The organism is Bradyrhizobium sp. Mp27, from assembly GCF_029953005.1.
In the GTDB taxonomy this organism is placed as follows: Bacteria; Pseudomonadota; Alphaproteobacteria; order Rhizobiales; family Xanthobacteraceae; genus Bradyrhizobium; species Bradyrhizobium barranii.
Map to the genome: position 1 here is coordinate 60,273 of NZ_JASAUS010000001.1, position 22,070 is coordinate 82,342.

The 22,070-nt window shown below is 64.2% G+C and carries 23 protein-coding genes; 5 read left to right on the plus strand and 18 right to left on the minus strand.

Going from position 1 to position 22,070, the window contains the following annotated elements; translation table 11 throughout:
• The first annotated feature begins 14 nt into the window (after positions 1–14).
• The gene (locus QJT78_RS00245; RefSeq protein WP_028147220.1) at positions 15–1,577 is read left to right on the plus strand and encodes an isochorismatase family protein; all 1,563 of its coding nucleotides are present in this window, start codon (positions 15–17) and stop codon (positions 1,575–1,577) included.
• Positions 1,578–1,580: 3 nt separating this feature from the next.
• The gene (locus QJT78_RS00250; RefSeq protein WP_281460163.1) at positions 1,581–2,207 is read left to right on the plus strand and encodes an NAD(P)H-dependent oxidoreductase; all 627 of its coding nucleotides are present in this window, start codon (positions 1,581–1,583) and stop codon (positions 2,205–2,207) included.
• Between the two features lie 71 nt (positions 2,208–2,278).
• On the opposite strand, the gene QJT78_RS00255 is transcribed toward QJT78_RS00250, so the two are convergent.
• From QJT78_RS00255 to QJT78_RS00280, 6 genes are read right to left on the minus strand one after another with little or no spacing between them, the layout of a single operon-like run.
• Positions 2,279–3,328 carry a LacI family DNA-binding transcriptional regulator gene (locus QJT78_RS00255; protein WP_028147218.1) on the minus strand — a complete coding sequence of 350 codons (1,050 nt, stop codon included), beginning with the start codon at positions 3,326–3,328 and terminating at the stop codon, positions 2,279–2,281.
• Positions 3,325–3,969: a ThuA domain-containing protein gene (locus tag QJT78_RS00260; RefSeq protein ID WP_028147217.1), complete on the minus strand. Its 645-nt coding sequence runs from the start codon at positions 3,967–3,969 to the stop codon at positions 3,325–3,327. Before QJT78_RS00260 ends, QJT78_RS00255 begins: the two co-directional genes overlap by 4 nt.
• 10 nt (positions 3,970–3,979) lie before the next feature.
• Positions 3,980–5,077: a Gfo/Idh/MocA family oxidoreductase gene (locus tag QJT78_RS00265; RefSeq protein ID WP_028147216.1), complete on the minus strand. Its 1,098-nt coding sequence runs from the start codon at positions 5,075–5,077 to the stop codon at positions 3,980–3,982.
• Between the two features lie 22 nt (positions 5,078–5,099).
• A complete protein-coding gene (locus tag QJT78_RS00270) occupies positions 5,100–5,948 on the minus strand; it encodes a carbohydrate ABC transporter permease (RefSeq protein WP_028147215.1) in 849 nt (282 codons plus the stop codon).
• Positions 5,941–6,882, minus strand: coding sequence for a sugar ABC transporter permease (locus QJT78_RS00275; RefSeq protein ID WP_281460164.1), 942 nt, complete (start codon positions 6,880–6,882; stop codon positions 5,941–5,943). Before QJT78_RS00275 ends, QJT78_RS00270 begins: the two co-directional genes overlap by 8 nt.
• Before the next feature lie 2 nt (positions 6,883–6,884).
• Positions 6,885–8,144: an extracellular solute-binding protein gene (locus tag QJT78_RS00280; protein WP_038952547.1), complete on the minus strand. Its 1,260-nt coding sequence runs from the start codon at positions 8,142–8,144 to the stop codon at positions 6,885–6,887.
• A gap of 167 nt (positions 8,145–8,311) precedes the next feature.
• Between QJT78_RS00280 and QJT78_RS00285 the strand changes: the two genes are divergently transcribed.
• A complete protein-coding gene (locus tag QJT78_RS00285) occupies positions 8,312–9,070 on the plus strand; it encodes an SDR family NAD(P)-dependent oxidoreductase (protein ID WP_028147213.1) in 759 nt (252 codons plus the stop codon).
• Positions 9,071–9,179: 109 nt separating this feature from the next.
• Here the strand turns inward: QJT78_RS00285 and QJT78_RS00290 are convergent, their stop codons facing one another.
• Complete coding sequence (locus tag QJT78_RS00290) at positions 9,180–10,043, minus strand: alpha/beta hydrolase (protein WP_080586457.1); 864 nt, start codon at positions 10,041–10,043, stop codon at positions 9,180–9,182.
• Between the two features lie 286 nt (positions 10,044–10,329).
• Here QJT78_RS00290 and QJT78_RS00295 point away from each other — a divergent pair, with 286 nt between their 5' ends.
• Positions 10,330–11,337: an alpha/beta hydrolase gene (locus QJT78_RS00295; RefSeq protein ID WP_038941746.1), complete on the plus strand. Its 1,008-nt coding sequence runs from the start codon at positions 10,330–10,332 to the stop codon at positions 11,335–11,337.
• 162 nt (positions 11,338–11,499) lie between these two features.
• Here the strand turns inward: QJT78_RS00295 and QJT78_RS00300 are convergent, their stop codons facing one another.
• The 11 genes from QJT78_RS00300 to QJT78_RS00350 form a co-directional block, all read right to left on the minus strand.
• Positions 11,500–12,543, minus strand: coding sequence for a cobalamin-independent methionine synthase II family protein (locus QJT78_RS00300; RefSeq protein ID WP_202801329.1), 1,044 nt, complete (start codon positions 12,541–12,543; stop codon positions 11,500–11,502).
• A gap of 35 nt (positions 12,544–12,578) precedes the next feature.
• A complete protein-coding gene (locus tag QJT78_RS00305) occupies positions 12,579–13,448 on the minus strand; it encodes a fumarylacetoacetate hydrolase family protein (protein WP_028147209.1) in 870 nt (289 codons plus the stop codon).
• A 3-nt stretch (positions 13,449–13,451) separates the two neighbouring features.
• Entirely contained in the window at positions 13,452–14,111 is a 660-nt protein-coding gene (locus QJT78_RS00310) for a polysaccharide deacetylase family protein (RefSeq protein WP_028147208.1), read from the minus strand.
• Positions 14,112–14,120: 9 nt separating this feature from the next.
• Entirely contained in the window at positions 14,121–14,918 is a 798-nt protein-coding gene (locus QJT78_RS00315) for an ABC transporter permease (RefSeq protein WP_038941747.1), read from the minus strand.
• Positions 14,919–14,925: 7 nt separating this feature from the next.
• Complete coding sequence (locus QJT78_RS00320) at positions 14,926–15,732, minus strand: ABC transporter ATP-binding protein (protein ID WP_049807373.1); 807 nt, start codon at positions 15,730–15,732, stop codon at positions 14,926–14,928.
• Complete coding sequence (locus QJT78_RS00325; protein ID WP_028147205.1) at positions 15,711–16,466, minus strand: ABC transporter permease; 756 nt, start codon at positions 16,464–16,466, stop codon at positions 15,711–15,713. The genes QJT78_RS00320 and QJT78_RS00325 overlap by 22 nt, the downstream gene beginning before the upstream one ends.
• 5 nt (positions 16,467–16,471) lie before the next feature.
• The gene (locus tag QJT78_RS00330; RefSeq protein WP_028147204.1) at positions 16,472–17,428 is read right to left on the minus strand and encodes an ABC transporter substrate-binding protein; all 957 of its coding nucleotides are present in this window, start codon (positions 17,426–17,428) and stop codon (positions 16,472–16,474) included.
• Between the two features lie 52 nt (positions 17,429–17,480).
• Entirely contained in the window at positions 17,481–18,209 is a 729-nt protein-coding gene (locus QJT78_RS00335; protein WP_028147203.1) for a GntR family transcriptional regulator, read from the minus strand.
• 69 nt (positions 18,210–18,278) lie between these two features.
• Positions 18,279–19,112 carry an N-acyl homoserine lactonase family protein gene (locus QJT78_RS00340; protein WP_038941748.1) on the minus strand — a complete coding sequence of 278 codons (834 nt, stop codon included), beginning with the start codon at positions 19,110–19,112 and terminating at the stop codon, positions 18,279–18,281.
• Positions 19,113–19,133: 21 nt separating this feature from the next.
• Positions 19,134–19,520, minus strand: coding sequence for a carboxymuconolactone decarboxylase family protein (locus tag QJT78_RS00345; protein WP_027575101.1), 387 nt, complete (start codon positions 19,518–19,520; stop codon positions 19,134–19,136).
• Between the two features lie 28 nt (positions 19,521–19,548).
• Positions 19,549–20,925, minus strand: a complete 1,377-nt coding sequence (locus QJT78_RS00350) for an MmgE/PrpD family protein (protein ID WP_028147202.1) — start codon at positions 20,923–20,925, stop codon at positions 19,549–19,551.
• Between the two features lie 227 nt (positions 20,926–21,152).
• Between QJT78_RS00350 and QJT78_RS00355 the strand changes: the two genes are divergently transcribed.
• Positions 21,153–22,046 (plus strand): NAD(P)-dependent oxidoreductase, encoded by an 894-nt coding sequence (locus QJT78_RS00355; protein WP_028147201.1) that lies wholly within the window; start codon positions 21,153–21,155, stop codon positions 22,044–22,046.
• The last annotated feature ends 24 nt before the right edge of the window (positions 22,047–22,070 follow it).

Sequence of the window (22,070 nt, forward strand, 5' to 3'; positions counted from 1 at the left end):
GAGGATATCGACCGATGACGCACGTCACCTTGCGCTCCGAATTCGAGAGCCTGATCGACCCCTATGCGCCGGTCGCGCAGGTCGGAACAGGTTTTGACTTCACGGAAGGGCCGATCTGGCATCCGGTCGATCATTATCTCCTGTTCTCGGACATGCCCGGAGACGTGCGGCGGCGCTGGGATGCGCGGCGCGGCGTCGCGGAGATCAAGCGCCCGTCGAACAAATGCAATGGCATGACCTATGATGCCGAGCTCAATCTGATCGTCTGCGAGCACGCGACCTCGTCGCTGATCCGTGAGCGGCCGGACGGGCGGCGCGAGGTGCTGGCCTCGCACTTCCAGGGACAGGAGCTCAACAGCCCCAACGACGTCTGCGTGCACTCTTCCGGTGCCATCTATTTCTCCGATCCATGGTATGGCCGCATGCCGGTCTATGGCGTCGAGCGGCCGCGCCAGCTCGGCTTCCAGGGCGTCTATCGCGTCATGCCGGGCGGCGAGCCGACGCTCGTGGTGGACCGCAATTTGTTCGACCAGCCGAACGGGCTGTGCTTCTCGCCCGACGAGAAACTGCTCTATGTCAACGACACCGTGCAGGCGCTGATCCGCGTATTCGACGTCAACGGCGACGGCTCGCTGTCGAACGCGCGCGTGTTCGCGAGCGGCATCCGCTCCGAGCTGGAGCCGGGCCTGCCCGACGGCATGAAGTGCGACCAGCATGGCAATGTCTGGGTCACCGCGCCCGGCGGCGTCTGGGTCTATTCACCGCGCGGCGAACTGCTCGGGAAAGTCCGCGTGCCCGAGCTCGTCGCCAATCTTGCCTGGGGTGGCCCGGATTTCCGCACGCTCTATTTGACGTCGACGCATTCGGTCTATGCGATCCCGACCAAGGCCGGGCCGCGCCACGAGCCCTATATGAGCGGCAAACGCGGCAGCGGCGGCCCCGCCTCTGCAGCGCCGATCCTCGCCGACGGCGAGATGCGGCTCGATCCAAGCCGCTGCGCCATGATCATCCAGGATCTTCAGAACGACGTCATCATGGACGGCGGCGCGTTCGCCGAGTCAGGCGCACCGGGTCATGCGAAGCAACAGCATGTGGTCGAGAACGTCCGGCGCCTGGCGGAGACAGCTCGCGCGCGCGGCGTCGCTATCATCCATGTCTGGTTCGTGGTCGAGCCCGGCGCCCCCGGCGTGACGCTGAACGCACCGCTGTTCGAGGGTCTCGTCGACAGCAAGGCGATGGTGCGCGGCAGCTGGGGCGCCGCCCCGGTCTCCGGCCTCGAGCCGCGGCCCGGCGATTTCGTCGTCGAGAAGATGCGGATGAGCGCCTGGGAAGGCACCCGGCTGGAGACGATCCTGAAAGCCACCGGCCGCGACATGATCATCAACACCGGCGCATGGACCAACATGTCGGTCGAGCACACCGCGCGCACCGGCGCCGACAAGGGCTATTTCATGATCGTGCCGGAAGACTGCTGCTCGACCATGAATGCCGACTGGCACTCCGCCTCGATCAACTTTGCCATGCAGAACGTCGCCGTCGTCACCCGGGCGGATGCCGTCATCAGAGCGCTGGGATGAGTGGTGGCAAAGCTTTTGCACCTCTCCTGCTCGCCCCGCGCCGACTCCGAGTCGAGCGCCGGCGCGCGCGTGTTTCTTGACAGGTTTCGGCAGGCCCGTCCGGACTGGGATATCGACGTCGTGGATCTCTGGCGCGAGCGGCTGCCGGAATTCGCAGGTCCCATCGTCGAGGCCAAATATGCGCGCATGAAGGCGCAGCCCTTCAACGACGCGCAACGGGACAGCTTTGCGGAGGCCGAGCGTATGGCGCTCCGCTTTTCACTCGCCGATCGGGTGCTGATCTCGACGCCGATGTGGAACTTCAGCATTCCCTACAAGCTCAAGCAATGGTTCGATGTCATCGTCCAGCCCGGGCTCACCTTTCGGTTCGATCCCTCCCTGGGATATCTCCCGCTGCTGAAGGACCGGCCGACCACAGTGATTCTCGCCAGTGGCAGCGATTTCGCCTCCGGAATGAACCGCGGGCGCATCGACATGGCAACGCCTTACCTGCGGGAGATTTTGCGCTTTATCGGTATCAGCAATGTCCGTTTCGTGCCGATCGGGCCAACCACCGGACCGCAACAACCCATCGAGGCTGCCCGCGAAAGAGCCCATCAGCACCTCGCCGCAATGGCAGCGAACTTCTGAGCACCGTTGAGGCCGCTGCGGCGCTTGGCGACACCTATCGAGGCATGCTGCGCATCACCTGCGAACGCGAATCACGGCAGGTTGTCTCGCAGAAAAATATCGATGCGGATGCGCTCCTGGTCGGGGCTAATCGGCTCACCCGAACAATGCGCGAGCAGAACTCGCGCCGCAGACCGCGCCTCATGACCGGGATCCTGGTTGATGATCGCATCGAGCGTGCCGCGAACCAGGAAACGCCGCGTGTACTGGGTCAGCTCGTGCGTGATCCAGACCACTTCACGCGCGCGACCCGAGGTCTCCAGCGCATTGGCGATGCCGCGGTTCCCGGCGCCGCAGCAGTAGATGCCGCGGAGATCGGCGTGGCGCGCCAGCAGTGCGACCGTAAGCTCCCGGGTGCGCTCGCTGTCGTCGCGGCCTTCGATCACCGGCAGCGCGAGCAGGTTCGGATACTCGCTGGACAGGATCTGGTGGAACCCGAACTGCCGCTCGGTATGATCGCGCAGCGACAACGATCCCGCGATCACGGCAACCTTCCCCTCGCGGCCGGCGAGGAAACGTCCCATCAGCGTTGCCGCAGTTCGCCCCGCGGCCGGGTTGTCGATACCGACATAATGCAGCCGCCGCGAGCTCGGCGCGTCCGACACAAGGGTCACCACGACGACCCCGCGCGCGGCAAGCTCGTCAATCGCGGCGCGCACCCTGGGATGGTCCAGTGCGATGACGGCGACGCCCTGATAGGCCGGCGACAGGTTTTCCAGCGCACCGGCGAGCACATCCGGATCGAACACGTCGACATGAAGGATATCGATGAAGCCGCGGTGGCCGGCGAGCCAGTCCGCCGTGCGTTGGACCTGCTCGGCCAGGTTGGTCATGAAGCTGTTGCTGCCGCTCGGCAGCACGAAGGCGAAGCGGAACGTCTGCCCACGGGCGAGCCGCGCGGCCGCGACGTCGCCCCGATAGCCGAGTTTTGCCACCGCGGCCTCGACACGTGCGACGGTCTTGGCGCGCACGCCCTCGCGCCGGTTGACGACGCGGTCGACGGTTGCGAGCGAAACGCCCGCCGCACGCGCGACGTCCTCCAGCGTGGCGCGAACCGCCGGCTGCGTCGCACCGGCTGTCATTCCCGCGCGGCCCACAGCATGCCGCGGGTCATCAACGTTCGGATCTCCGGTACGTCGAGCTCGTAAGCGCGGTGGCCAAGCGAGGAGTAGAACACCCTGCCCGCGCCGTATCGCTTCTTCCAGACCACAGGCATCACCACGCCGTCGATCCAGGGCGCGTGCTCGCCGGTAAAGGTCGTCGTCGCCAGCACCTCGTTGGCGGGGTCGACATGCATGTAGTACTGCTCGGAACGATGCTCGAAACTCTTCAGCCCCTTCATGATGGGGTCATCCGGCTTCGTCAAGTCGACCTTGTAGTCGATGATGTTGCCGGGATGCGCGACCCACTGCCCGCCGCACAGGAACTGGTAGTCGACGGACTCGCGGAACGCATCGCACATGCCGCCATGATGCCCGGCCAGCCCGACGCCATCGCGCACCGCCGCGCAGAGATTGAGCGCTTCCGCTTTCTCGATCTTCGACATGGTATAGATCGGGATGATCAGCGACAGATCGTGGATCGCGGGATCGGCGAACGCCGCCGTCGTGGTCTCGACCCGGACCTCGAAGCCTTCGGCCTTCAGCCAGCCGCGGATCATCGAGGCGCAGAGATCGGGATCGTGTCCCGGCCAGCCGCCCCATACAATCATTGCCTTGCGCATGGTCATTCCCTCAGTCGATCTGTCCGGTTTCACGTCCGGCCGGCAGCATTGCCGGCCGCCCGACGCAGCTGCCGATCTTGACGCGGCGTCCTTCGTCGGCGGAGGTCTGGAACGCCTCCATCACCTCGAGCACATGGAAAGCGAGCGCGCCGCTGGCGCGATGCGGGCGGTTGTTCAGGATTGCGGAGGCCATGTCGGCGACACCGATGGAACGAAACTCGCCATCGACATGACCGTGGGTCAGCGGCACCGGCTCCCATTCACCGCCAGTCTTCGCGACCTGCACCTCGCCGCCGAACCGGTTCGGGTCCGGCACCAACATGCTGCCCTTGTCGCCATAGATCTCGATCGGCGCGTGCCGGTGCTTCGGTACGTCGAAGCTCATCGCGATCGAGACGACCGCCCCGCTCTCGAATTCGAGCGTGCCGGCGACATGGGTCGAAACCTCGACCGGGATCAGGGTGCCGTTCATCGGCTGGCTGGTGACCAGCCGCTCGGATTTCGGGCGCGCGGTCGAGCCCATCACGCTCGCGACCGGGCCAAGCAGCTGCACGAGATCCGTGATGTAGTACGGCCCCATGTCGAGCATCGGCCCTCCGCCGCGAAGGTAATAGAAGCCCGGCGACGGGTGCCAGCGCTCATGGCCGGGACAGCCGAAGAAGACGCTGCCCGCGACCGGCGTGCCTATCGCGCCGTCGTCGATCAGCTTGCGCGCGGTCTGGTGGCCACCGCCAAGGAACGTATCGGGCGCGCAACCGACGCGAAGGCCTTTCTGCGCGGCGAGATCCATCACCTTGCGGGCTTCCGCGACGTCGATGCCGAGCGGCTTCTCGGAATGAACGTGCTTGCCGGCGTTCAGCACGGCAAGGCTGACGTCGGTGTGGGCGAGCGGCACCGTAAGATTGATGACGATCTCGACATCCTCTCGCTTGAGCAGTTGATCGACCCGCATCGCCGGCAGCCCGAAGGCGGCGCCCTGCCGCTCTGCCGCATCGCTGCGCATATCCGCAAGCGCCTTGATTTCCATGACCGGAAAGCGCTGGGCCGCCTTCAGGTAGGCGGTGCTGATATTGCCGCAGCCGATGATTCCGATGCCGACTTTTCTCATTGTGATCTCCGTAAGGTATCGTTCATCCCTTGACCGCGCCTGCGGTGAGACCGGCGACGATATGCTTCTGCGCCAGAAGAAAAAGAATGATGGTGGGCAGGATGGTCAGCGTGATGAAGGCCAGGATCAGGTGCCATTCGGACGAATACTCGCCCTGATAAACCATGATGCCGAGCGGCCAGGGATAGAGCGCATCGGTGTTGAGCATCACCAGCGGCAACAGATAGGCGTTCCAGCTGTTGACGAAAGTGATGGTCCCGACGGTCGCCAGGATCGGTCGCGACAACGGCAGCGTCACATAGCGGAAGAATTTGATGTAGCTGCAGCCGTCGACCAGCGCGGCCTCGAGCAGTTCATAGGGAATGTCCTTGAAGAAACGCCGCAGCAGCAGCACGCTCATCGCGAGGCTGAAGGCCACCTGCGGCAGTGCCACGCCAAAATAGGTGTCGAGCAGCCCGAGATCGCGCACCTTGATGAACAGCGGCAGCACCGCGGTCGCGGCCGGAAACAGCAGGCCGAGCGTCAGGTAGCTCAGCAGCATCGATGAGCCGTAGAACCTGACATGGGCGAAGGTGAACGCCGCCATCGAGGCGACGATCAGGGTCAGGGTCACCGTGAGCGTCGAGATGATCAGCGAGTTGCGCAAGAGCTGCCAGTAGCGCGCGGAGAGCAGGATGTCGGCATAGTTCTGCCACTCCCAGTGACGTGGCAGGCCGAACGGATTGACGCGCAGTTCGCCGAGCGATTTGAAGCCGCCGAGCAAGGTCGCGAGCAGCGGCACCAGCACGAAGACGGCAACGACGGCGAGGAACACCACCTTGAACAGCACGGTGGGATCGAACGGCGTACGATTGGTCTCGGTGCTACTCATCCCGCATGAACCATCGCTTGTACGTGAAGGCAAAGGTCACGCAGATCGTGAACAGGATGACACCGATCGCGCTGCCATAGCCGACCCGCATGCGGGAGATGCCGTTGTTGTAGAGGAAGCTCACCAGCGTGTTCGAGGAATCCGCAGGCCCCCCGCGCGTCAGCGGCATGACGAGGTCGAACAGCTGCAGCGATCCGACGATGGCGAAGAACACCGAGAGCCGAATCGTCGGATAGAGCAAGGGGATGACCACGTGTCGCAGGGCTTGCGATCGCGTCGCGCCGTCGATGCGCGCGGCTTCGATCAGGCTCTTGTCGAGCCCCTGGAGCGCCGCGATGAACAGCATCATGTGGAAACCGAAGTACTTCCAGACGACGACGATCAGCACGGCCAGCATTGCCGTGTCGGTCGAGGCCAGCAGATGCGGGGGCTCGGCGCCGAAGGTGCGCCAGATCGAGGCGACAAGGCCGTAATCGCCGTCGTAGACGAAGCTGAAGATCAGCCCGGTCGCGATCTCGGCCAGGATATAAGGCATGAAGAACAGCATGCGCAGCGCCACCGCCCCGCGAAAGCGTTCGGCGAGCATCAAGGCCAGCGTGAGCGCAAGCGGCAGCTGGATGGCCAGCGAAACGGCGATGATCAGCCCGTTGTTGCGCAGCGCGAGCCAGAAGGCACGTGTCTCCAGCACGAAACGGTAATTGTCGAAGCCGATCCAGTTGGTCGGCCTGCCGAACCCGTTCCAGTTGAAGGCCGAGTACCAGGCCGCCTCGCCAATCGGCAGCACCACGAACAGCGTGAACAACAGCAGCGCCGGCGGCAGGAACAGGATCAGGACCGTATACCTGCCGTCCCAGCTCGGGCCGCGCTCGGCGACCCGCGGGACCATCTCACCGGCCACGTCCATCGCCGACACGCTCGCGGCCCGCCGTGCCACCGTCAGTTACCCTGCTTCCACGCCGCCTCGATCGCCTTGGCCGCGTCTTGCGGGCTCATGCTGCCGCCGGCGATCTCCGCGGTGACGTCGTTGACGACGCGGCCAACCGAGGGGCCGAGGCTCTGGTCATAGAAGTTCTGGTGGTAGTTCGACTTCGCCAGATTGGCCGCGATCAGCTTCATGAAGGCGTTGTTGAGACCGGCATCCGCGCCCTGCACCACCGGGATGATGAAGTTGCCCGCAGCAAGCCGCGTCTGTACGTCCCTGGAGACGAAGTATTTCAGGAAATCGACCGCCTCTTTCGGCGAGCCCTTCGTGATCAGCCAGCCGGTGATGCCGCCGAGCGTATCGGTTGGCGCGCCCTTGCCGCCGGCCACGATCGGGAAGTCGAACCAGCAGATCTTGTCTTCGCTCAATCCGACCTTGTCGGCGGCAAGCGCGCGCTGCAAATGATAGACCGTGCTGATCGCGAGCGTCATCGCCGCCTTGCCATCGCCGAAATAACCGACCGCCTGCGGATTCTTGAAGCCGAGGAAACCGTTCTGGAACGGCTGCAGATCGACGAGTTGCTTGAACAGCTCGCCGGATCTCCGGAAGGTCTCCCCGGCGAAGCCGCCGTCCTCGCCGCGCAGCGCCGCATCGAACGCCGGCTTGCCGCCGATGCGCACTGCAAGATGCGTCCAATAGAAGTGCAAGGGCCATTTGTCGGCCCCGCCGACCACGATCGGGGTCACGCCGGCGGCTTTCAACGTTTTCACCGCGGCAAGCAGGTCGTCCCAGCTCTTGATCCCTGCAGGATCGACCTTTGCCCTGGCCATCAGCTCCTTGTTGCAGAGGAAGCCAACCTGCGACAGCGCGGTTGGAAGACCGTAAACGCGGCCGTTGGCCGTGAAGGCGGCGAGCGCTGCCGGCGTGAGGCTGTCGCTGTACCCCTTCACCTGATCGGTGATGTCGTCGAGGACACCAGCCTCGATCTGCGTCTTCAGGACGCCGCCGGCCCAGCTGTAGATGATGTTCGGCCGGTCCTTGGATTGCAGGATGGTCGGCAGCTTGGCCTTGTAGGCCTCGTTCTCGAGGAACTGCATCTCGACCTTGATGCCGGGATGCGACGCCTCATAGGCGCGCGCAACCTCCTCCCAGATCTTCACCTGGGCCGGATTGGCTTCGATGTGCAACCACTTGACGGTCGTATCGGCCGCGGCGGAGTTGGCCCAAAGCAGGCATGCGGCGGCGGCGAGTCCCAGCTTCCCGAGCAGTCTCATCACATTCCTCCCAACCGGCTCTTATTCTTTGGCTGCAATCCTGCCTTCGATTTTTGAGGTACGCAACTAAAATTCTGATCTATGCACCTCACGCGGGGAATGGCTAAGGTTGGCGGGACAACTGGGCGGCGCCTCGCACCGCCCGCAATGCAACTTGAGAGGTGCCCATGGCCGCCGTTTATTCCGACCTCGCCGGCAAGGTCGTTCTCGTCACCGGTGGCGCATCGGGGATTGGGGCTGCGATCGTGCGGCGCTTCGCGCAGCAGAAATCCAATGTGGTATTCTTCGACATCAAGGCCGACGAGGGCCAACGCCTCGCACGCGAGCTGTCGGATCAGGGTCTGGCTGCGCATTTCCAGCGCGTCGACCTGACTGACATCGCCGCGTTGCGCGCCGGCGTCGCCGAGGCGCGCAAAGCACACGGCGCGATCAATATCCTCGTCAACAATGCCGCGCATGACGAACGGCACAACACCGAGGAGATGACGCCGGAATACTGGGACGACCGCATCGCGGTGAACCTGAAGCACCAGTTCTTCGCCGCGCAAGCCGTGCTACCGGACATGAAGGCGGCGAACGCCGGCGCCATCATCAATTTCGGCTCGGTGTCGTGGATGGCCGGACAAGGCGGCATGGCCGCGTACACGGCCAGCAAGTCGGGCGTGGTCGGTCTGACGCGCTCCCTCGCGCGCGATTACGGTCCCTACAACATCCGCGTGAACGCGATCGCGCCGGGCTGGATCATGACCGAGCGCCAGCTCGAGAAATGGATGACGCCGGCGGGCGAGATCGAACTGCAGCAGCGACAGTGCCTGAAGCGCCGGCTGGTACCGGACGAGATCGCGAAATTCACCCTGTTCCTCGCGTCCGACGAGGCCTCCGCCTGCACCGCTCAGCACTACGTCGTGGATGGCGGCTGGGTGTGAGATGCTTTGAGGGTCGTGGGCGGGACCAGAGCTCGAACCTGGGCCCCGCTGACTAAGAGTCAGCGGGTGGCTCCGTCCAGCACGCTATATCGCACCGATCGCGACAGTTTCAGCCGTGTTGCTGCGTGGCGTTCGGACGTGCGTTGGTGACGGCCTCGCGTATCATTCCGGCAACCAGCTTCGGCGCGGTGATCGGCGATGCATGATCGACTTTCTCGGAGCGAACCTGCGCACCCATCCGTCGAGCCAGGAATAGCTGTGTCGCCGGATTGATCATTCGATCCTCCTCGGCGACCAGGTACCACGACGGCTTTGCCTTCCATGCCGCTTTCGGAGCCTTTTCCTGGATTGCCGCGACGGCAATGGGACGCTGGATCGCAGCCAGGAGCGCAGCCTGCTCAGGTCGGGCATGCTGGCACCAGGCCGCGCCAAACCGGTCGTTCGGCATCCAGAGGAAACCATGACTGTCGGGGATGAGTTTCGGCGCCTCCGGCGACGGCTTGTCACGATAGAATACTTCCGCGACTGTTTCGCCTTCGTCGGGAGAGAGAGCCGAAATGAAGACCAGCGACCGCACTCTGTCCTGCGCGACCGCACCAATGACGGCGCCGGCATAGGCATGCGCGACAAGGACAACCGGCCCGTCTGTCCGCTCCAGCGCGCGTTCAAGCGCCGCAACATCATCTGATAACGATGTGAGCGGAATCGGCGCGGCCATCGTCTTCAGTCCCTCGGACTGCAGCAGCGTAATGACGTGCGCCCAGCTTGAACCGTCGGCCCAGGCGCCGTGGACGAGCATGACGGTGGCATCCGTCCCCGCTGCTTCCGATCTTCTGGTGACGTCGCGGGCGACCTTCTTGCTCGCTCGAGCATCTGCAACCGCTGGCGCGATCACGCTAAATTGTGCTGCCGCAACTGTCGTTGCCGCAGCACCAACGAGACGCCGGCGATCGTGGTTGATTTCGTCGGACATGGCTCCTCCATTGCTCTGGCGGCTTGCGTTGACGCACCTCCGCTTACCCTGACCTCCCGCTATTCGGCGACGCGACCACATTGGTTACAGGCGGAGGATCATTCCAGCGATCACTCCCCGACTGCCCCATCGCGCCAGCCGGATGACAGAAATCATCAGCACGAACGGTTCAGTGACGCTAATCCTGCGAAAGCGTGCTTCCACGGAGGTGCTAACATGTCTCACCGCGTCGTCATTGAGGGGGCGTTTGCCAGGAGCGTCGCGCGAACCTCGAAGGACCTCAGGGATGACAGAAAAGACAAAGATCGAGCGCCGCACTTTCGTCCAGGTGACGACCGCTGCATCGAGCGCCGCTCTATCACTGGCGCTTCTACCGCGACGCGCGGCCGGCCAATCCCCAGACAACTCCACCTCGAACGCTTCCGATCTCTTCGAGACAAAAGAGATCAAGACCGACGACAACACCATTTTCATCAGGCGCTACGGGAGCGGATCGCCACTGCTCATGGTCCATGGATTTCCGCGAACCAGCCTGATGTGGCGTCATGTGGCGCCACATCTCGCCGGCGATCGCACGGTCATCTGCGTCGATCTTCGTGGATATGGCCGCAGCGGCGTTCCCGCATCCACGGAGGATCACTATCCCTATACAAAGCGGACGATGGCGAATGAGCTTGTCGCCGTGATGGATAAGCTCGGCTTTTCCAAATTCGATCTGGTTGGACACGATCGCGGCGGTCGCGTTTCCTACCGCCTTGCGCTTGATCACCCGGAGAAAGTGCAGCGTCTCGCAGTGTTTGACGTGCTGCCGATCTCGGAAGCCTGGGGCCACGCCGACGCAAAGTTCGCCATGACCTACTGGCCATGGAGTCTACTCTCGCAGAAGGCACCGCTTCCTGAAAAATACCTGATCGGTGCGCCGGACGCGGTATTCGACAATCCCTTCGGCCAAGGCTCATTCGGCCCCGAAGTGAAGGCGGAATACATCGAAACCTACCGCGATCCGGCTCGGGTGCATGCGATCTGCGAAGAGTACCGCGCGGCCGCAACCCTGGATATCGAGCATGACAAGGCGGACCAGAAGGAAGGCCGGCGCATTAAGTGCCCGATGCTGCACCTGTGGGCTTCCGGCGGCCCGCTCGATACATTCTACGAGCAGAATGGCGGCGCATTGGGAATTTGGAAGAAGTGGGCCGACAACGTACAAGGTCGGGCCGTCAAGGGCGGTCACTTCTTTCCTGAGGAAAACCCGACCGACACAACGGAGCTTCTAACCAAATTCCTGTCGGCTTGAACGGCGGCTTCACCCCCGCGGCGATGTCGCCCTCGCCAATGAGGACGAATGTTCATCGCGGTGAAACTGGTCTTTGAGCCGACGCCCGCGCAGATTTCGACGAGGCTGGCCATAGCCAGGCGATGGCCGGCGAACGAACCATGCTCGCCGGCCCAGCCTTGTTCAGCCGATCTCCCGCCGGACCTTGGCCGCCGCATCGCACATCGCCTTCAGTTTTCCGAACGCGGTTGCGCGCGGCATGTACTTCATGCCGCAATCGGGCGCCGGGACCAGACGGTCCGGCGAGACGTATTTCAGGCCGTCGCGGATACGGGCGGCCACGGTGTCGACGCTCTCGATCGCGGGATCAGCGAGGTCGAGCACGCCGAGCATGATCTTCTTCGACGACAGGTCTCTGAGCACGCCGAGGTCGAGCTTCGGTTGCGCGGCCTCGATCGAGATCTGGTCGGCAATGGTGTCGTCGAGCTCGGCGAGGAAAGAATAGCCGGCCGGCTTGTTCGAGCCCGGCACGACCGCGGCATAGCCGAAGCAGAGATGCACGACGGTCGGCACCGTGATGCCCTTCAGCGCCCGGTTGATTGCCTTGACGGCGTAGCGCTTGGCAAGCTCCGGATTGTTGCGCACCCAGGGCTCGTCGAGCTGGATCACGTCCGCGCCTGCCTTCTGCAGATCCAGCGCCTCGGCATTGACGGCCTCCGCAAGGGCCATCGCGAGCTCCTCCTCATCCTTGTAGAACTCGTTCTTGGCCTGCTGGCTCATGGTGAACGGGCCCGGCAACGTGATCTTGGCGGCGCGATCGGTGTTCTTGCGCAGGAACTGCATGTCATGCAGCTCGACCGGTCCCTTGCGCTTCACGGGACCCACGACGCGCGGCACCGGGGTCTGGGTGTTGCCGGTGCGCGCCACGATCATCGCGGGATTGTCCCCGTCGATGCCGTCGAGCGCAGTGGCGAAGCGGTTGGAGTAGCTCTCGCGGCGGATTTCGCCATCGGTCACGATGTCGATGCCGGCGCGCTCCATGTCGCGGATCGCGACGATGGTCGCATCGTCCTGCGCCTCCTCCAGATGCTCGGCCGGCAACCGCCACATGTCGTGCAGGCGCGTGCGCGGCACCACCTTCGACAGCATGGCGCGATTCACCAGCCATTCCGGCTGCGGATAGCTGCCGACCACCGTGGTCGGCAGGAGATGCGTTGGCATGGGCATGGGATTCTCCTTCTTATTGTTATAGAGCGCGGCTCTCAGGCCGCGCGCGTTGCCGTGGCCGATCCCTCGTCCTTGACGGGATTGCGCAGGATGCCGATGCCGGAGATTTCGATCTCCACGACGTCGCCACCCTTCATCCACAGCGGCGGCGTGCGATAGGCGCCGACGCCGCCGGTCGTTCCGGTGACGATGACATCGCCGGGCGCAAGCTCGGTGAACGTCGAGCAGTAAGCAATCAAGGCCTGCACGTCGAAAACGAGATCTGAGATCGGGGCCTTCTGCACCTCGACACCGTTGAGCCGGGTGATCAGCGTCTGCTTGGTCACGTCGGTCAATTCGTCGGTCGTCACCATCCAGGGCCCGAAGCCGCCGGTGCCGGCAAAGTTCTTGCCCGGCGCGAATTGCGAGGTGTGGCGCTGCCAGTCGCGGATGCTGCCGTCATTGTAGCAGGCATAGCCGGCGACATGGCTGAGCGCAGCCTCGCGCGAGATGCGGCGACCGGCCTTGCCGATGATAACGGCCATCTCGCCCTCATAGTCGAAACGCTCCGATTCCAGCGGCCGGATCATCGGCTGGCCATGGCCGACCTGGCTGTTGGCGAAGCGGGTGAAGATCATCGGATGCGCCGGCGTCGGATGGCCGCTCTCAGCCAGATGCGTGGCGTAGTTGACGCCGATGCAGAAGATCTTGTCGGGATCGGGTACTGTCGGCAGCAGGGCGACATCCTGCAGCGCGTAGTCGGGCTTCTCGCCGGCGAGTTTCTTGAGCTCGTCGAGCGATCCCTTCGCAAGCAGCGCCTTCAGCGTCGGATAGGCCTTCAGGCGCTTGCCGGCATCGATGACGCCCTTGTCGGTGACGACGCCATAGCTCGCGGTGCCGGCGATCGTGAAGCTTGCAACTTTCATCAGTCAAACACTCTCTTCGATGGAGGAAACATAGTCGTTGATCGGAAGCGCGATCTCGCCGTTGCGGATCGGAACGCATTGCGGCGGGAAATCCTGGCGGAAGCGGGCGCCGGCCGCCTCGGCAGCGCCAAGGAAACGTTCGAGATGGTCCATGGCGCCGGTCGGGAGATCGTGCAGCACCATCAGCGTCCAAGGCTGCCGGTTGCACTGGTCGAGTGCGCGCTCGGCCCAGCCGTCGGGGTCGTCCCAGTCGCGCGGAATCGCATTCCAGAGCACGCAGCTGTGCCTGTTTCGGGCGAGATAGTCCACGACAGAGGGTTTCAACAACCGCGCATCCAGATTGCCGCCGCCACCGAACGGCCGGAACCAGCGCTGCGGATGCGTGAGATCGGAGATCGCTTTTTGAGTTCGGCCGATTTCACTCTCTGCCGTCCCGCGATCCGCCTGCTCGCCGAGCGGAATGGTGTGCGTAAACGTGTGATTGCCGATCCAGTGCCCCTCCCCGTGCGCACGCACCGCAAGGCCGCGCCGCACGGGGTCAGCGAGCTTCTCGCCGATGACGAAGAAGGTGGTCTTGATGCCGCGCTCGGCGAGAATGTCGAGCACACGCGGCGTCACCTCCGTATCGGGGCCGTTGTCGAATGTCAGGGTCAAATCGTACACGCTGGTACCTCAGGTCGCCGGCTGCATCGCGCCCGACGCGATGTCGTCGTTGGCCTGGCCGGCCCGCGTGCCGGTCTGCCAGATCGCCGCCTTGCGCTCGATCCAGCGGATCGCGGCGTTGAAGGCAATGGCGAGGAACAGCACGAGCAGCACGCCCGCGAACACGTGCGGACTATCGAGAATCGTGCGGTAGCGCGAGATCAGATAGCCGATGCCGGCCGACGAGATCAGCATCTCTGAGACGACGACGCCGACAATGACCAGCGCGCCGCCGACACGCAGGCCCGACAGCACCGTCGGAATCGCCGCCGGGATGATGACGCGAACCAGCCGCTGGCTCAGCCTCGCGCCCATGCTGCGCGCGGCGAGCAGGAGCTGCGGGTCGATGGTCTGAATGCCGGCGGCGGTGGCGAGCATTGTCGGCAGGAAGCCATAGATCGAGGCGAACGCGATCTTCGATTCCGAACCGATGCCGAGCCATACCGTGAAGACGGGATAGAGGATCACGAGCGGCACCGCATACAGGCTCGATACCATCGGCATGATCAGGACGCGCGGACGCGGCAGGCTGCCGACGATCGCGCCGAGCAGGATGCCGCCGCCGCAGGCGAATGCCATGGAGACCACGACCTCGTAGAGCGTCACCGCGAGCGCATGACCGTATTCGGCAGCATCGGTCCATCCGGCGATCAGCGTCGACGACAGCGACGGCAGGAACAGCTCGGGAATGAGCCCGGTGCGCGGCAGCAGCTCCCACAGCGCAATCAGCCCGATCACGATCAGATATCGCAATGTTTTGGCGCTCATATCCGCCTCACGCCGATTTGCGGATGTGCCGCCAGATGCGGTCGCGCAGCGCACCAAAGGCGTCGCCGCTCAACATCTCGTAGGTGCGGGGCCGCGGCAGCTGGACCTGGAGATGGTCGACGATGCGGCCGGGCCGCGCCGACATCACGATCACCTCGTCGGCGAGATAGACGGCTTCGGTGAGGCTGTGCGTGACGAAGACGACTGTCTTGCCGGTCGCCGCCCATATCCGCAGCAGCTCGTCGCCCATGGTCATGCGCGTCTGCTCGTCGAGGGCAGCGAACGGCTCGTCCATCAGCAGCACCGGCGGATCCTGCACCAGCCCGCGCGCGATCGAGACACGCTGCTTCATGCCGCCGGAGAGTTCGTGCGGATGACGCCTGCCGAAGCCATCGAGGCCGACCAGCTTCAGCGCGTCCTGCGCCTTGGCGCGGCGCTCGGCCTTGGGCACACCCCGCAGCGCCAGCGGAAACTCGACATTGTCCTCCGCCGTCAGCCACGGGAACAAGCTCGCTTCCTGGAACACCACGCCGACCCTGTCGGGGTCGGGCTGAAGAATCGGCGCGCCGCTGATGGTGATCGTGCCGGAGGTCTGCTGGCGCAGGCCCGCCATCATCATCAGAAGGGTCGACTTGCCGCAACCGCTCGGCCCCACCAGCACGACGAAACGGCCTGGCTTGACCTCTAGCGAGACATCCTCCAGCGCAATGACGTCCTGCGACCGGGTCTTGAAGACCTGGCCGACATTCTTCACCTCGATCGCGCCGGCCCGCGCGGCGGGCTTCAACGGGGTCACGTTCGCCAATGGCTGCATCGCGTTTCCACCCATCTGACAAGTTCGTTGAAGGTCATGGCGATCGCGGCCACCATCACGACACCGGCGAGGAGCTGCTTCATCTGGAAGTTCTCGCCCCAGGTCGCGATCTGGTGACCGATGCCGTCACGCGAGGCGTACATCTCGGCCAAAATCACGCCGGTGAGGTTGAAGATCATGGAGATCCGCAACGCCTCCAGCAGCACCGGCAGCATGCTCGGCAGATAGACCCGGAACGCCGTCTGCCATGGCGTTGCGCCATAGGAGCGCGCCACCGTCAAGTGCTCGACCTTGACCGACTCCACCGCCGTGGTGGTCGACATAATCACGATAAAGATCGTCGAGAAGAAGCCGAAGCCGACCTTCTGGGCGAAGCCGACGCCGAACACCAGGATGAACATCGGCAGGAAGATCGACTTCGGGATGCTGAAGGCGAAGAACAAAAGCGGCTTGGCCACGTCCGCGAAGTAGCGGTTCTCCGCGACCAGGAAGCCGATCACCGCACCGAAGGGCACGGCCAGCGCGAATGCGGCCAGCACCTCGGTCGCAGTCACCACCAGATCCTTCTGCACCGCCGCGCGCTGCAGGAGATCGCCGAGTGTCACAAAGGTGTCGGACGCCGACGGCAGCAGTCGCGGATTGACGATGCCGGTGCGCGACAGCACCTCCCACAGTGCCAGGACCGCGATGATGATCGCGATCCGCGCAAGGTTTATGACGAACGTGCTTTGCATCGTGACTACTTGGTCGGAACCGGCTTGAACTTGGCCGAGATCACGTCCTCGACCGGAACGATGTCCTTGAGCCCGCCGAGCTTGGCGAGATCGAGCGAGAGCTGCACGGCCGCATTGACGTTGGCCGCGCCCATGTCGCCGCTTGTCTCGAGCTTCATGATGGTGTTGTCGTATTCGAGGCCCGCGATCTCCGGCGGCATTTCATAGAGCTCGGCGATCAGCTTGACCGTGACGTCGCGGTTGGCCCGCATGAACGCGACCGCGCCGTAGAGGGCGTTCACCGCCTTCTGCACCATCTGGGGCTTGGCCTCGGCGAATTTGTCGAGCACGATCCAGCCCGCGGTGAGGTTCGGCGGAACCGCGGTCGCGTAATCGAGGATGGTCTTGGCCTCGCCGGACTTCGAGATCTGGAAGCTCAGTGGCGAATAGACCACGGCCGCCTCGACATTGCCGGCCAGCAGGTTCGGCACCAAGCCACCGCCGCCGACGGGAACGCGCGTAAAATCGATCTTCTTGTCCTGGATGGTCCACAGCGCGAGCAGGTCGGAGCCGGAGCCGGCCGCGGTGATCGCCACCTTCTTGCCGTTGAGGTCCTTGACGTCGAGCGTCGACTTGGTCGGGACCATCAACTGCCAGCCGAAATTGCCCATCGCGGCATTGGCCACGATCCGTGACATCACGCCCTTTTTGCGTCCGGCGGAGACCAGCGACGGCGGATCGAGAATGATGTCGGCCGCGCCCGCAGCCATGCCTTCGAACGTCTCCGCGCCGCTGCGGTAGATCGTGAGCTCGGCCTGGATGCCCTCCTTCTCGAACAGTTTCTGCCGCACCGCCGTCTCGGCGATCGTCGTCGGCCAATAGGTTTTCGTGGGCAGGCCGACGCGGATGGTGTCGGCGGCGCTCGCAGGCCCCGCCAGAATTGCGGCGGCGATCAGCGACATCAGCGCGTGATTGATCTTCATTATTGGCTTCCTCCCGGTCTCTGTTTTTTGTGTGCCGGATTTTTCCGGATCGTCAGGTCGTACGGCTCACCTCCGCAATGCGAGAGGCGGCGAGCTCGACGAATTCTTTGGTGGTGCCGAAGTGCTTTGACAAGGCGCGAACTGCCGCATCCGCATCGCGCCGGATCACGGCGGCGACGATCGCCTTGTGTTCGGCTTCGACGTTGCGTGGCTTGCCACCGACCTCGCGCCGGATCGAGAGGCGGCGATATCGCTCGCTCTGCTCATGCAGCACATCGCGGAAGCCGAGCAGCCATGGCGAGCCGCACGCGTTGACCAACGCACGATGGAAGATGCGGTGACGGACCACCCACTCCTCGTAGTGCACGGTCGGATCGTCGGGATAGCGATGGGGAACGGCCTTCAAATCCGCCCAGGCGGATTTCACCGATGCGAGCCAAGCCTCATCGCCCCGCTCGATCGAGCGACGGAGCGCAAGCCCCTCGATGTCGATCCGGGTCTGCGTCACGTCGGCAAGATCGGCGAGCGACACCGGGCTCACGCGAAAGCCACGCTGGTCCGACGCCTGCACGAGCCCGTCCGCGACAAGTCGCGACAGCGCCTCGCGCACGGCGGCGAGGCTCACGGAAAACTGTTTGGCGAGCCCCGCGATATGCAGCTTCTGGCCCGGAGGCAGCCGCGTCGCCAGGATGTCGGCGCGCAGACGTTCATGCAGCGCCGACGTCAGGCTGCGCGGACCATCCCCGGGGCTTCCGGACAACTGGAACTGAAGCGGACCCATGGCCGGATGATTGCAAGGCGGCGGCCGCGGGTCAACAGAAAATCGAAAATCGATTTTTTCTAGCTTAGGTTACGCCGCGCCTTGCCTAACGTCCCGGGAATGCACGGCCCTGGACGGCGCCACGTCGAGACGAACAGCGACGCCCTCAAAATCCGGGCTTGGCGCCGGGTAGAGCTTCATGACGAGCGGATCATGGCCGGGAACGATGTGGTCCGCGTCCGGCGCTGCGGCTCGCAGCTTGTCAAAGCCCACCAGCATGTCACCGACATGAAATGCCGTCGTGAACGGACGCTCGCTCGTCATGTTCTCGTAGAAATGACTGACGTCGGAGGCGAGCACGACCGGGCCGCGGCGCGTGTTGACGCGGACGAACTGAAGACCGGCGGAGTGCCCGCCGGCCGCGTGGACCGTCAGTCCGGGCGCGATCTCGGCGTCGCCGTCGTAGAACAGCACCCGTCGGGCATAGTTCAGCCGCACGATCCCGCAGACGTCCTCGACCTCGAAGGAATGCGACAGCCTCGGATACTGCATATAGCGCCCGGTGGCGTATGCGAGCTCGCGCTCCTGGAGATGAAACCGCGCATTGGGAAACCGGTCGAAATTGCCGGCGTGATCGTAGTGCAGATGCGTGAGGATCACATCCTTGACGTCGGCCACGTCGATATCGAACGCGGCAAGCGTCTCCACCGGGCAGCGCAGGAATGTTCGCCTGCGCTGCTTTGCGATTTCGGCGTTGAACCCGGTGTCGATGACGAAAGTGCGGCCGCCTCCCCTCGCCAGCCACATGAAATAGTCCATCGGCATCGGCCCGTCATGCGGGTCTCCGCCGATGAAGTGCTCGCTCCGCTGGGCATCCCGCGTTGCATAGCGGATGGCGAAGAGCTCGTATTCCGGGTCAGCCATGGAGCTTCCAATCAAACGGGCTCAGGACCCCGCGTCGACCTCGTTGAAGGCCTCGCGCGCGTTGCGGAAGGCGTCGATACCGGCGGGCACGCCGCAATAGACCGCGACCTGGAGCAGGATCTCCTTGATCTCCTCCTTGGTCAGCCCGTTCTTCAGGGCGCCCTTGACGTGCAGCTTCAATTCGTGCGGGCGGTTCAGTGCGCCCAGCATCGCCAGGTTGACGATCGAGCGCGTGCGGCGGTCGACGCCGGGCCGCGTCCACAGCGCGCCCCAGCAGAATTCGGTCGACCACTCCGCCATCGTGCGCGTGAACTCGTCGGCACCGGCGATCGACTTGTTGACGTAGTCTTCACCGAGCACCTCTTTACGAACTTTGAGGCCCTTTTCGAACAGTTCGGTCTTGCTCATGATCGTCCCTTTCCGGTCTTGAGAGATTCTAGTTGGAAATTGTTTGGCGCGACGCCGATGGTGGCCGCAGTGATTGCAGCAGCGCGGCGACGTCGTCCGCCGCGTCGAGCCGCCAGACTGCATCGATGACGCGGTCTGCATCCCAATCGCTTCGACCGGTCCTCACGCCTTCGCGCAGCTTCTCTTCAATCTCGCGGTCTGAAAGTGGCGCAGCCTGGCTGCCGCGCGGCGACGTCACGGTCTCTGTGAGAATTTCACCAGACGACAGGCGCAAGCTGACGCGCGCAGCGCCATCGGGCATCTGAGCATCCAGCTCCGCCCTCACCTTCTGCCGCAGCCGCGCGATATCGGGCCGGACCACGGTCTCCTGCGCGAACTCGGCCACACCGGCCGCGCCGAGCAGCAGTCCGCAAGCCGCGCAATGATGGATGCTGACGCGCGCATCGCGCTCGTTGTTCACGGGGCGATCACCGCGCGCGAGTAGCAGTGCCGAGCCCTGCACTGTCACCGACTCGACCTGCTCAACGCTTCGGCCAATTCGTTCGCGCAACAGCAGGCAGGCGTCGATGACCGAATGGAACACGATGCCGGCGGGATAGGGCTTGTAGGTGTTCTTCGCGATCTCCCAGGTCTTGCCGAGGCCATCGAGCATGTGGGCGAGATCCGGCTCATCCCCCATGGTACGCGCCCAGCCGAGCGGACCTTCGATGGCGCGGGGCGCAGCCTCATAGCCCTGCTGCGCGAGTAGCGCGGCGAACAACCCGTTACGTGCGGCATTGCCCACGCTGACATTCTTGGCGGCGCTTGGCAGATTCTCGACATTGCCGGCCGACTGGCTCGCCGCAAGTCCGATCGCATTCGCAATCCCTTCCGCCGGCAGCCCCAATAGCTTCGCGCACGCCGCCGCAGCGCCAAAAATCCCGCAGGTCGAAGTGATGTGCCAGCCGCGGGCATAATGACGCGGCGAGACTGCATTGCCGATGCGGCACTCCACATCCACGCCAAGGATGAACGCGGTCAGCACCTCGCGCCCCGTCAGCTTGCGCGTCTCTGCCAGCGCCAATATCGGCGCGGCGACCGGCGCGGCCGGATGGATGATCGTTTCAGGGTGCGTGTCGTCGAAGTCGAGCAGATTCGCCGAGATGGCATTGAGAAACGACGCGCACAGCGCGTCCATGGACTGCGAATGGCCGATGATTGTCGATGTCGCGGCGCCGCTGAACGGCGACAGCGTGCGCATCGCGGCCGTGACCACCGGATCGCGTGCGGAGCCAAGCGCGGTCGCAAAGAAATTGAGGATCGATCGCTTCGCCTCAGGGCTCTGCGCCTCCACGTCCGCCCACGACGAGGACGCGACGAAATCGGCGAGCGTCTTGCTCACACTCGGAATTGAAGCTTGCGGCACGCGGGGCGTCTTCCTCGTTTTCCCGGACCATATGACGATCCGCGGCAAACTGTCGACCCCAAATGTTATGCTTGACAGCTTGTCTGACAATCATAACAATCCGGCTCGTTGGCGCGGGATCCCGCTGCCACGACGACGGCGGCCGAGAAGGCCGGCCGGCGAAAGCGTTTGACCAACGAGATCAAGAAGGCGCGCCCGTCACGGGATCGCGCAACAGGGAGTAGACGATGGCGGGAGAGATTCTCGGCGTAATCGGCACGGGCCGCATGGGCGGCCCCATGGCGGGACGATTGATCGACGCGGGCTACTCGCTCGTCATATATGACACGCAGACTGAAGCGACCCAGCCCCTGGTCAAGCGCGGCGCCCAGCTCGGCAAATCGCCGGCCGACGTCGCCTCGCGCGCCGACATCGTGCTCGCCAGCTTGCCGACGCCCGACATCGTCAAGGCGGTCACGCTCGGACAAGATGGCATCAGCAGCGGCAGCCGCGCAAAGATCGTCATTGATCTCTCGACCTCGGGTCCCGGCGCCGCGAAGATCGTCGCGGAAGGCCTGAAGGCCAAAGGCATGACGCTAGTCGATGCGCCCGTGAGCGGCGGCATCAAGGGCGCCGTCAACGGCACACTGGCCGTGATGGTGTCCTGCCCGCAGACGACCTACGAGACCGTGCAGCCGATCCTGAAGAATTTCGGCAAGCTGTTCTACACCGGCGACAAGCCCGGCGTGGCGCAGACGGCCAAGCTCGCCAACAATCTGATGGCGGCGGCAGCGCTGGTGATCACGTCCGAAGCCGTCGCGATGGGCGTCAAGGGCGGCGTCAACGCCAAGGTGCTGATCGACATCATCAACGCCAGCAGCGGCCGCAACAGTGCGTCCGAAGACAAATTCCCCCGCGCGGTGCTGCCGGGCACGTTCGATTTCGGCTTCGCCACCGGCCTCTCCTACAAGGACGTCCGTCTCTGCGTCGACGAGGCCGAGGCGATGGGCGTGCCGATGGTCTGCGGCGCGGTGGTGCGGCAGATGCTCGCGATCACCAACGCCAAATACGGCGCGTCATCAGACTTCACCTCGATCGCCAAGGTGCTCGAGGAGTGGGCCGGGGTCGAGATGCGCGGCTGATCACGCAAGCCTTCAGGGAGAGCG

Coding starts and splice junctions, on each gene's coding strand:
- QJT78_RS00340 (WP_038941748.1), bottom strand. CDS start 19,112: ATGGCTGACCCGGAATACGAGCTCTTCGCCATCCGCTATGCAACGCGG.
- QJT78_RS00280 (WP_038952547.1), bottom strand. CDS start 8,144: ATGAGACTGCTCGGGAAGCTGGGACTCGCCGCCGCCGCATGCCTGCTT.
- QJT78_RS00335 (WP_028147203.1), bottom strand. CDS start 18,209: ATGGGTCCGCTTCAGTTCCAGTTGTCCGGAAGCCCCGGGGATGGTCCG.
- QJT78_RS00330 (WP_028147204.1), bottom strand. CDS start 17,428: ATGAAGATCAATCACGCGCTGATGTCGCTGATCGCCGCCGCAATTCTG.
- QJT78_RS00320 (WP_049807373.1), bottom strand. CDS start 15,732: ATGCAGCCATTGGCGAACGTGACCCCGTTGAAGCCCGCCGCGCGGGCC.
- QJT78_RS00285 (WP_028147213.1), top strand. CDS start 8,312: ATGGCCGCCGTTTATTCCGACCTCGCCGGCAAGGTCGTTCTCGTCACC.
- QJT78_RS00295 (WP_038941746.1), top strand. CDS start 10,330: ATGACAGAAAAGACAAAGATCGAGCGCCGCACTTTCGTCCAGGTGACG.
- QJT78_RS00260 (WP_028147217.1), bottom strand. CDS start 3,969: ATGCGCAAGGCAATGATTGTATGGGGCGGCTGGCCGGGACACGATCCC.
- QJT78_RS00325 (WP_028147205.1), bottom strand. CDS start 16,466: ATGCAAAGCACGTTCGTCATAAACCTTGCGCGGATCGCGATCATCATC.
- QJT78_RS00315 (WP_038941747.1), bottom strand. CDS start 14,918: ATGAGCGCCAAAACATTGCGATATCTGATCGTGATCGGGCTGATTGCG.
- QJT78_RS00300 (WP_202801329.1), bottom strand. CDS start 12,543: ATGCCCATGCCAACGCATCTCCTGCCGACCACGGTGGTCGGCAGCTAT.
- QJT78_RS00355 (WP_028147201.1), top strand. CDS start 21,153: ATGGCGGGAGAGATTCTCGGCGTAATCGGCACGGGCCGCATGGGCGGC.
- QJT78_RS00345 (WP_027575101.1), bottom strand. CDS start 19,520: ATGAGCAAGACCGAACTGTTCGAAAAGGGCCTCAAAGTTCGTAAAGAG.
- QJT78_RS00265 (WP_028147216.1), bottom strand. CDS start 5,077: ATGAGAAAAGTCGGCATCGGAATCATCGGCTGCGGCAATATCAGCACC.
- QJT78_RS00245 (WP_028147220.1), top strand. CDS start 15: ATGACGCACGTCACCTTGCGCTCCGAATTCGAGAGCCTGATCGACCCC.
- QJT78_RS00305 (WP_028147209.1), bottom strand. CDS start 13,448: ATGAAAGTTGCAAGCTTCACGATCGCCGGCACCGCGAGCTATGGCGTC.
- QJT78_RS00290 (WP_080586457.1), bottom strand. CDS start 10,043: ATGTCCGACGAAATCAACCACGATCGCCGGCGTCTCGTTGGTGCTGCG.
- QJT78_RS00255 (WP_028147218.1), bottom strand. CDS start 3,328: ATGACAGCCGGTGCGACGCAGCCGGCGGTTCGCGCCACGCTGGAGGAC.
- QJT78_RS00270 (WP_028147215.1), bottom strand. CDS start 5,948: ATGAGTAGCACCGAGACCAATCGTACGCCGTTCGATCCCACCGTGCTG.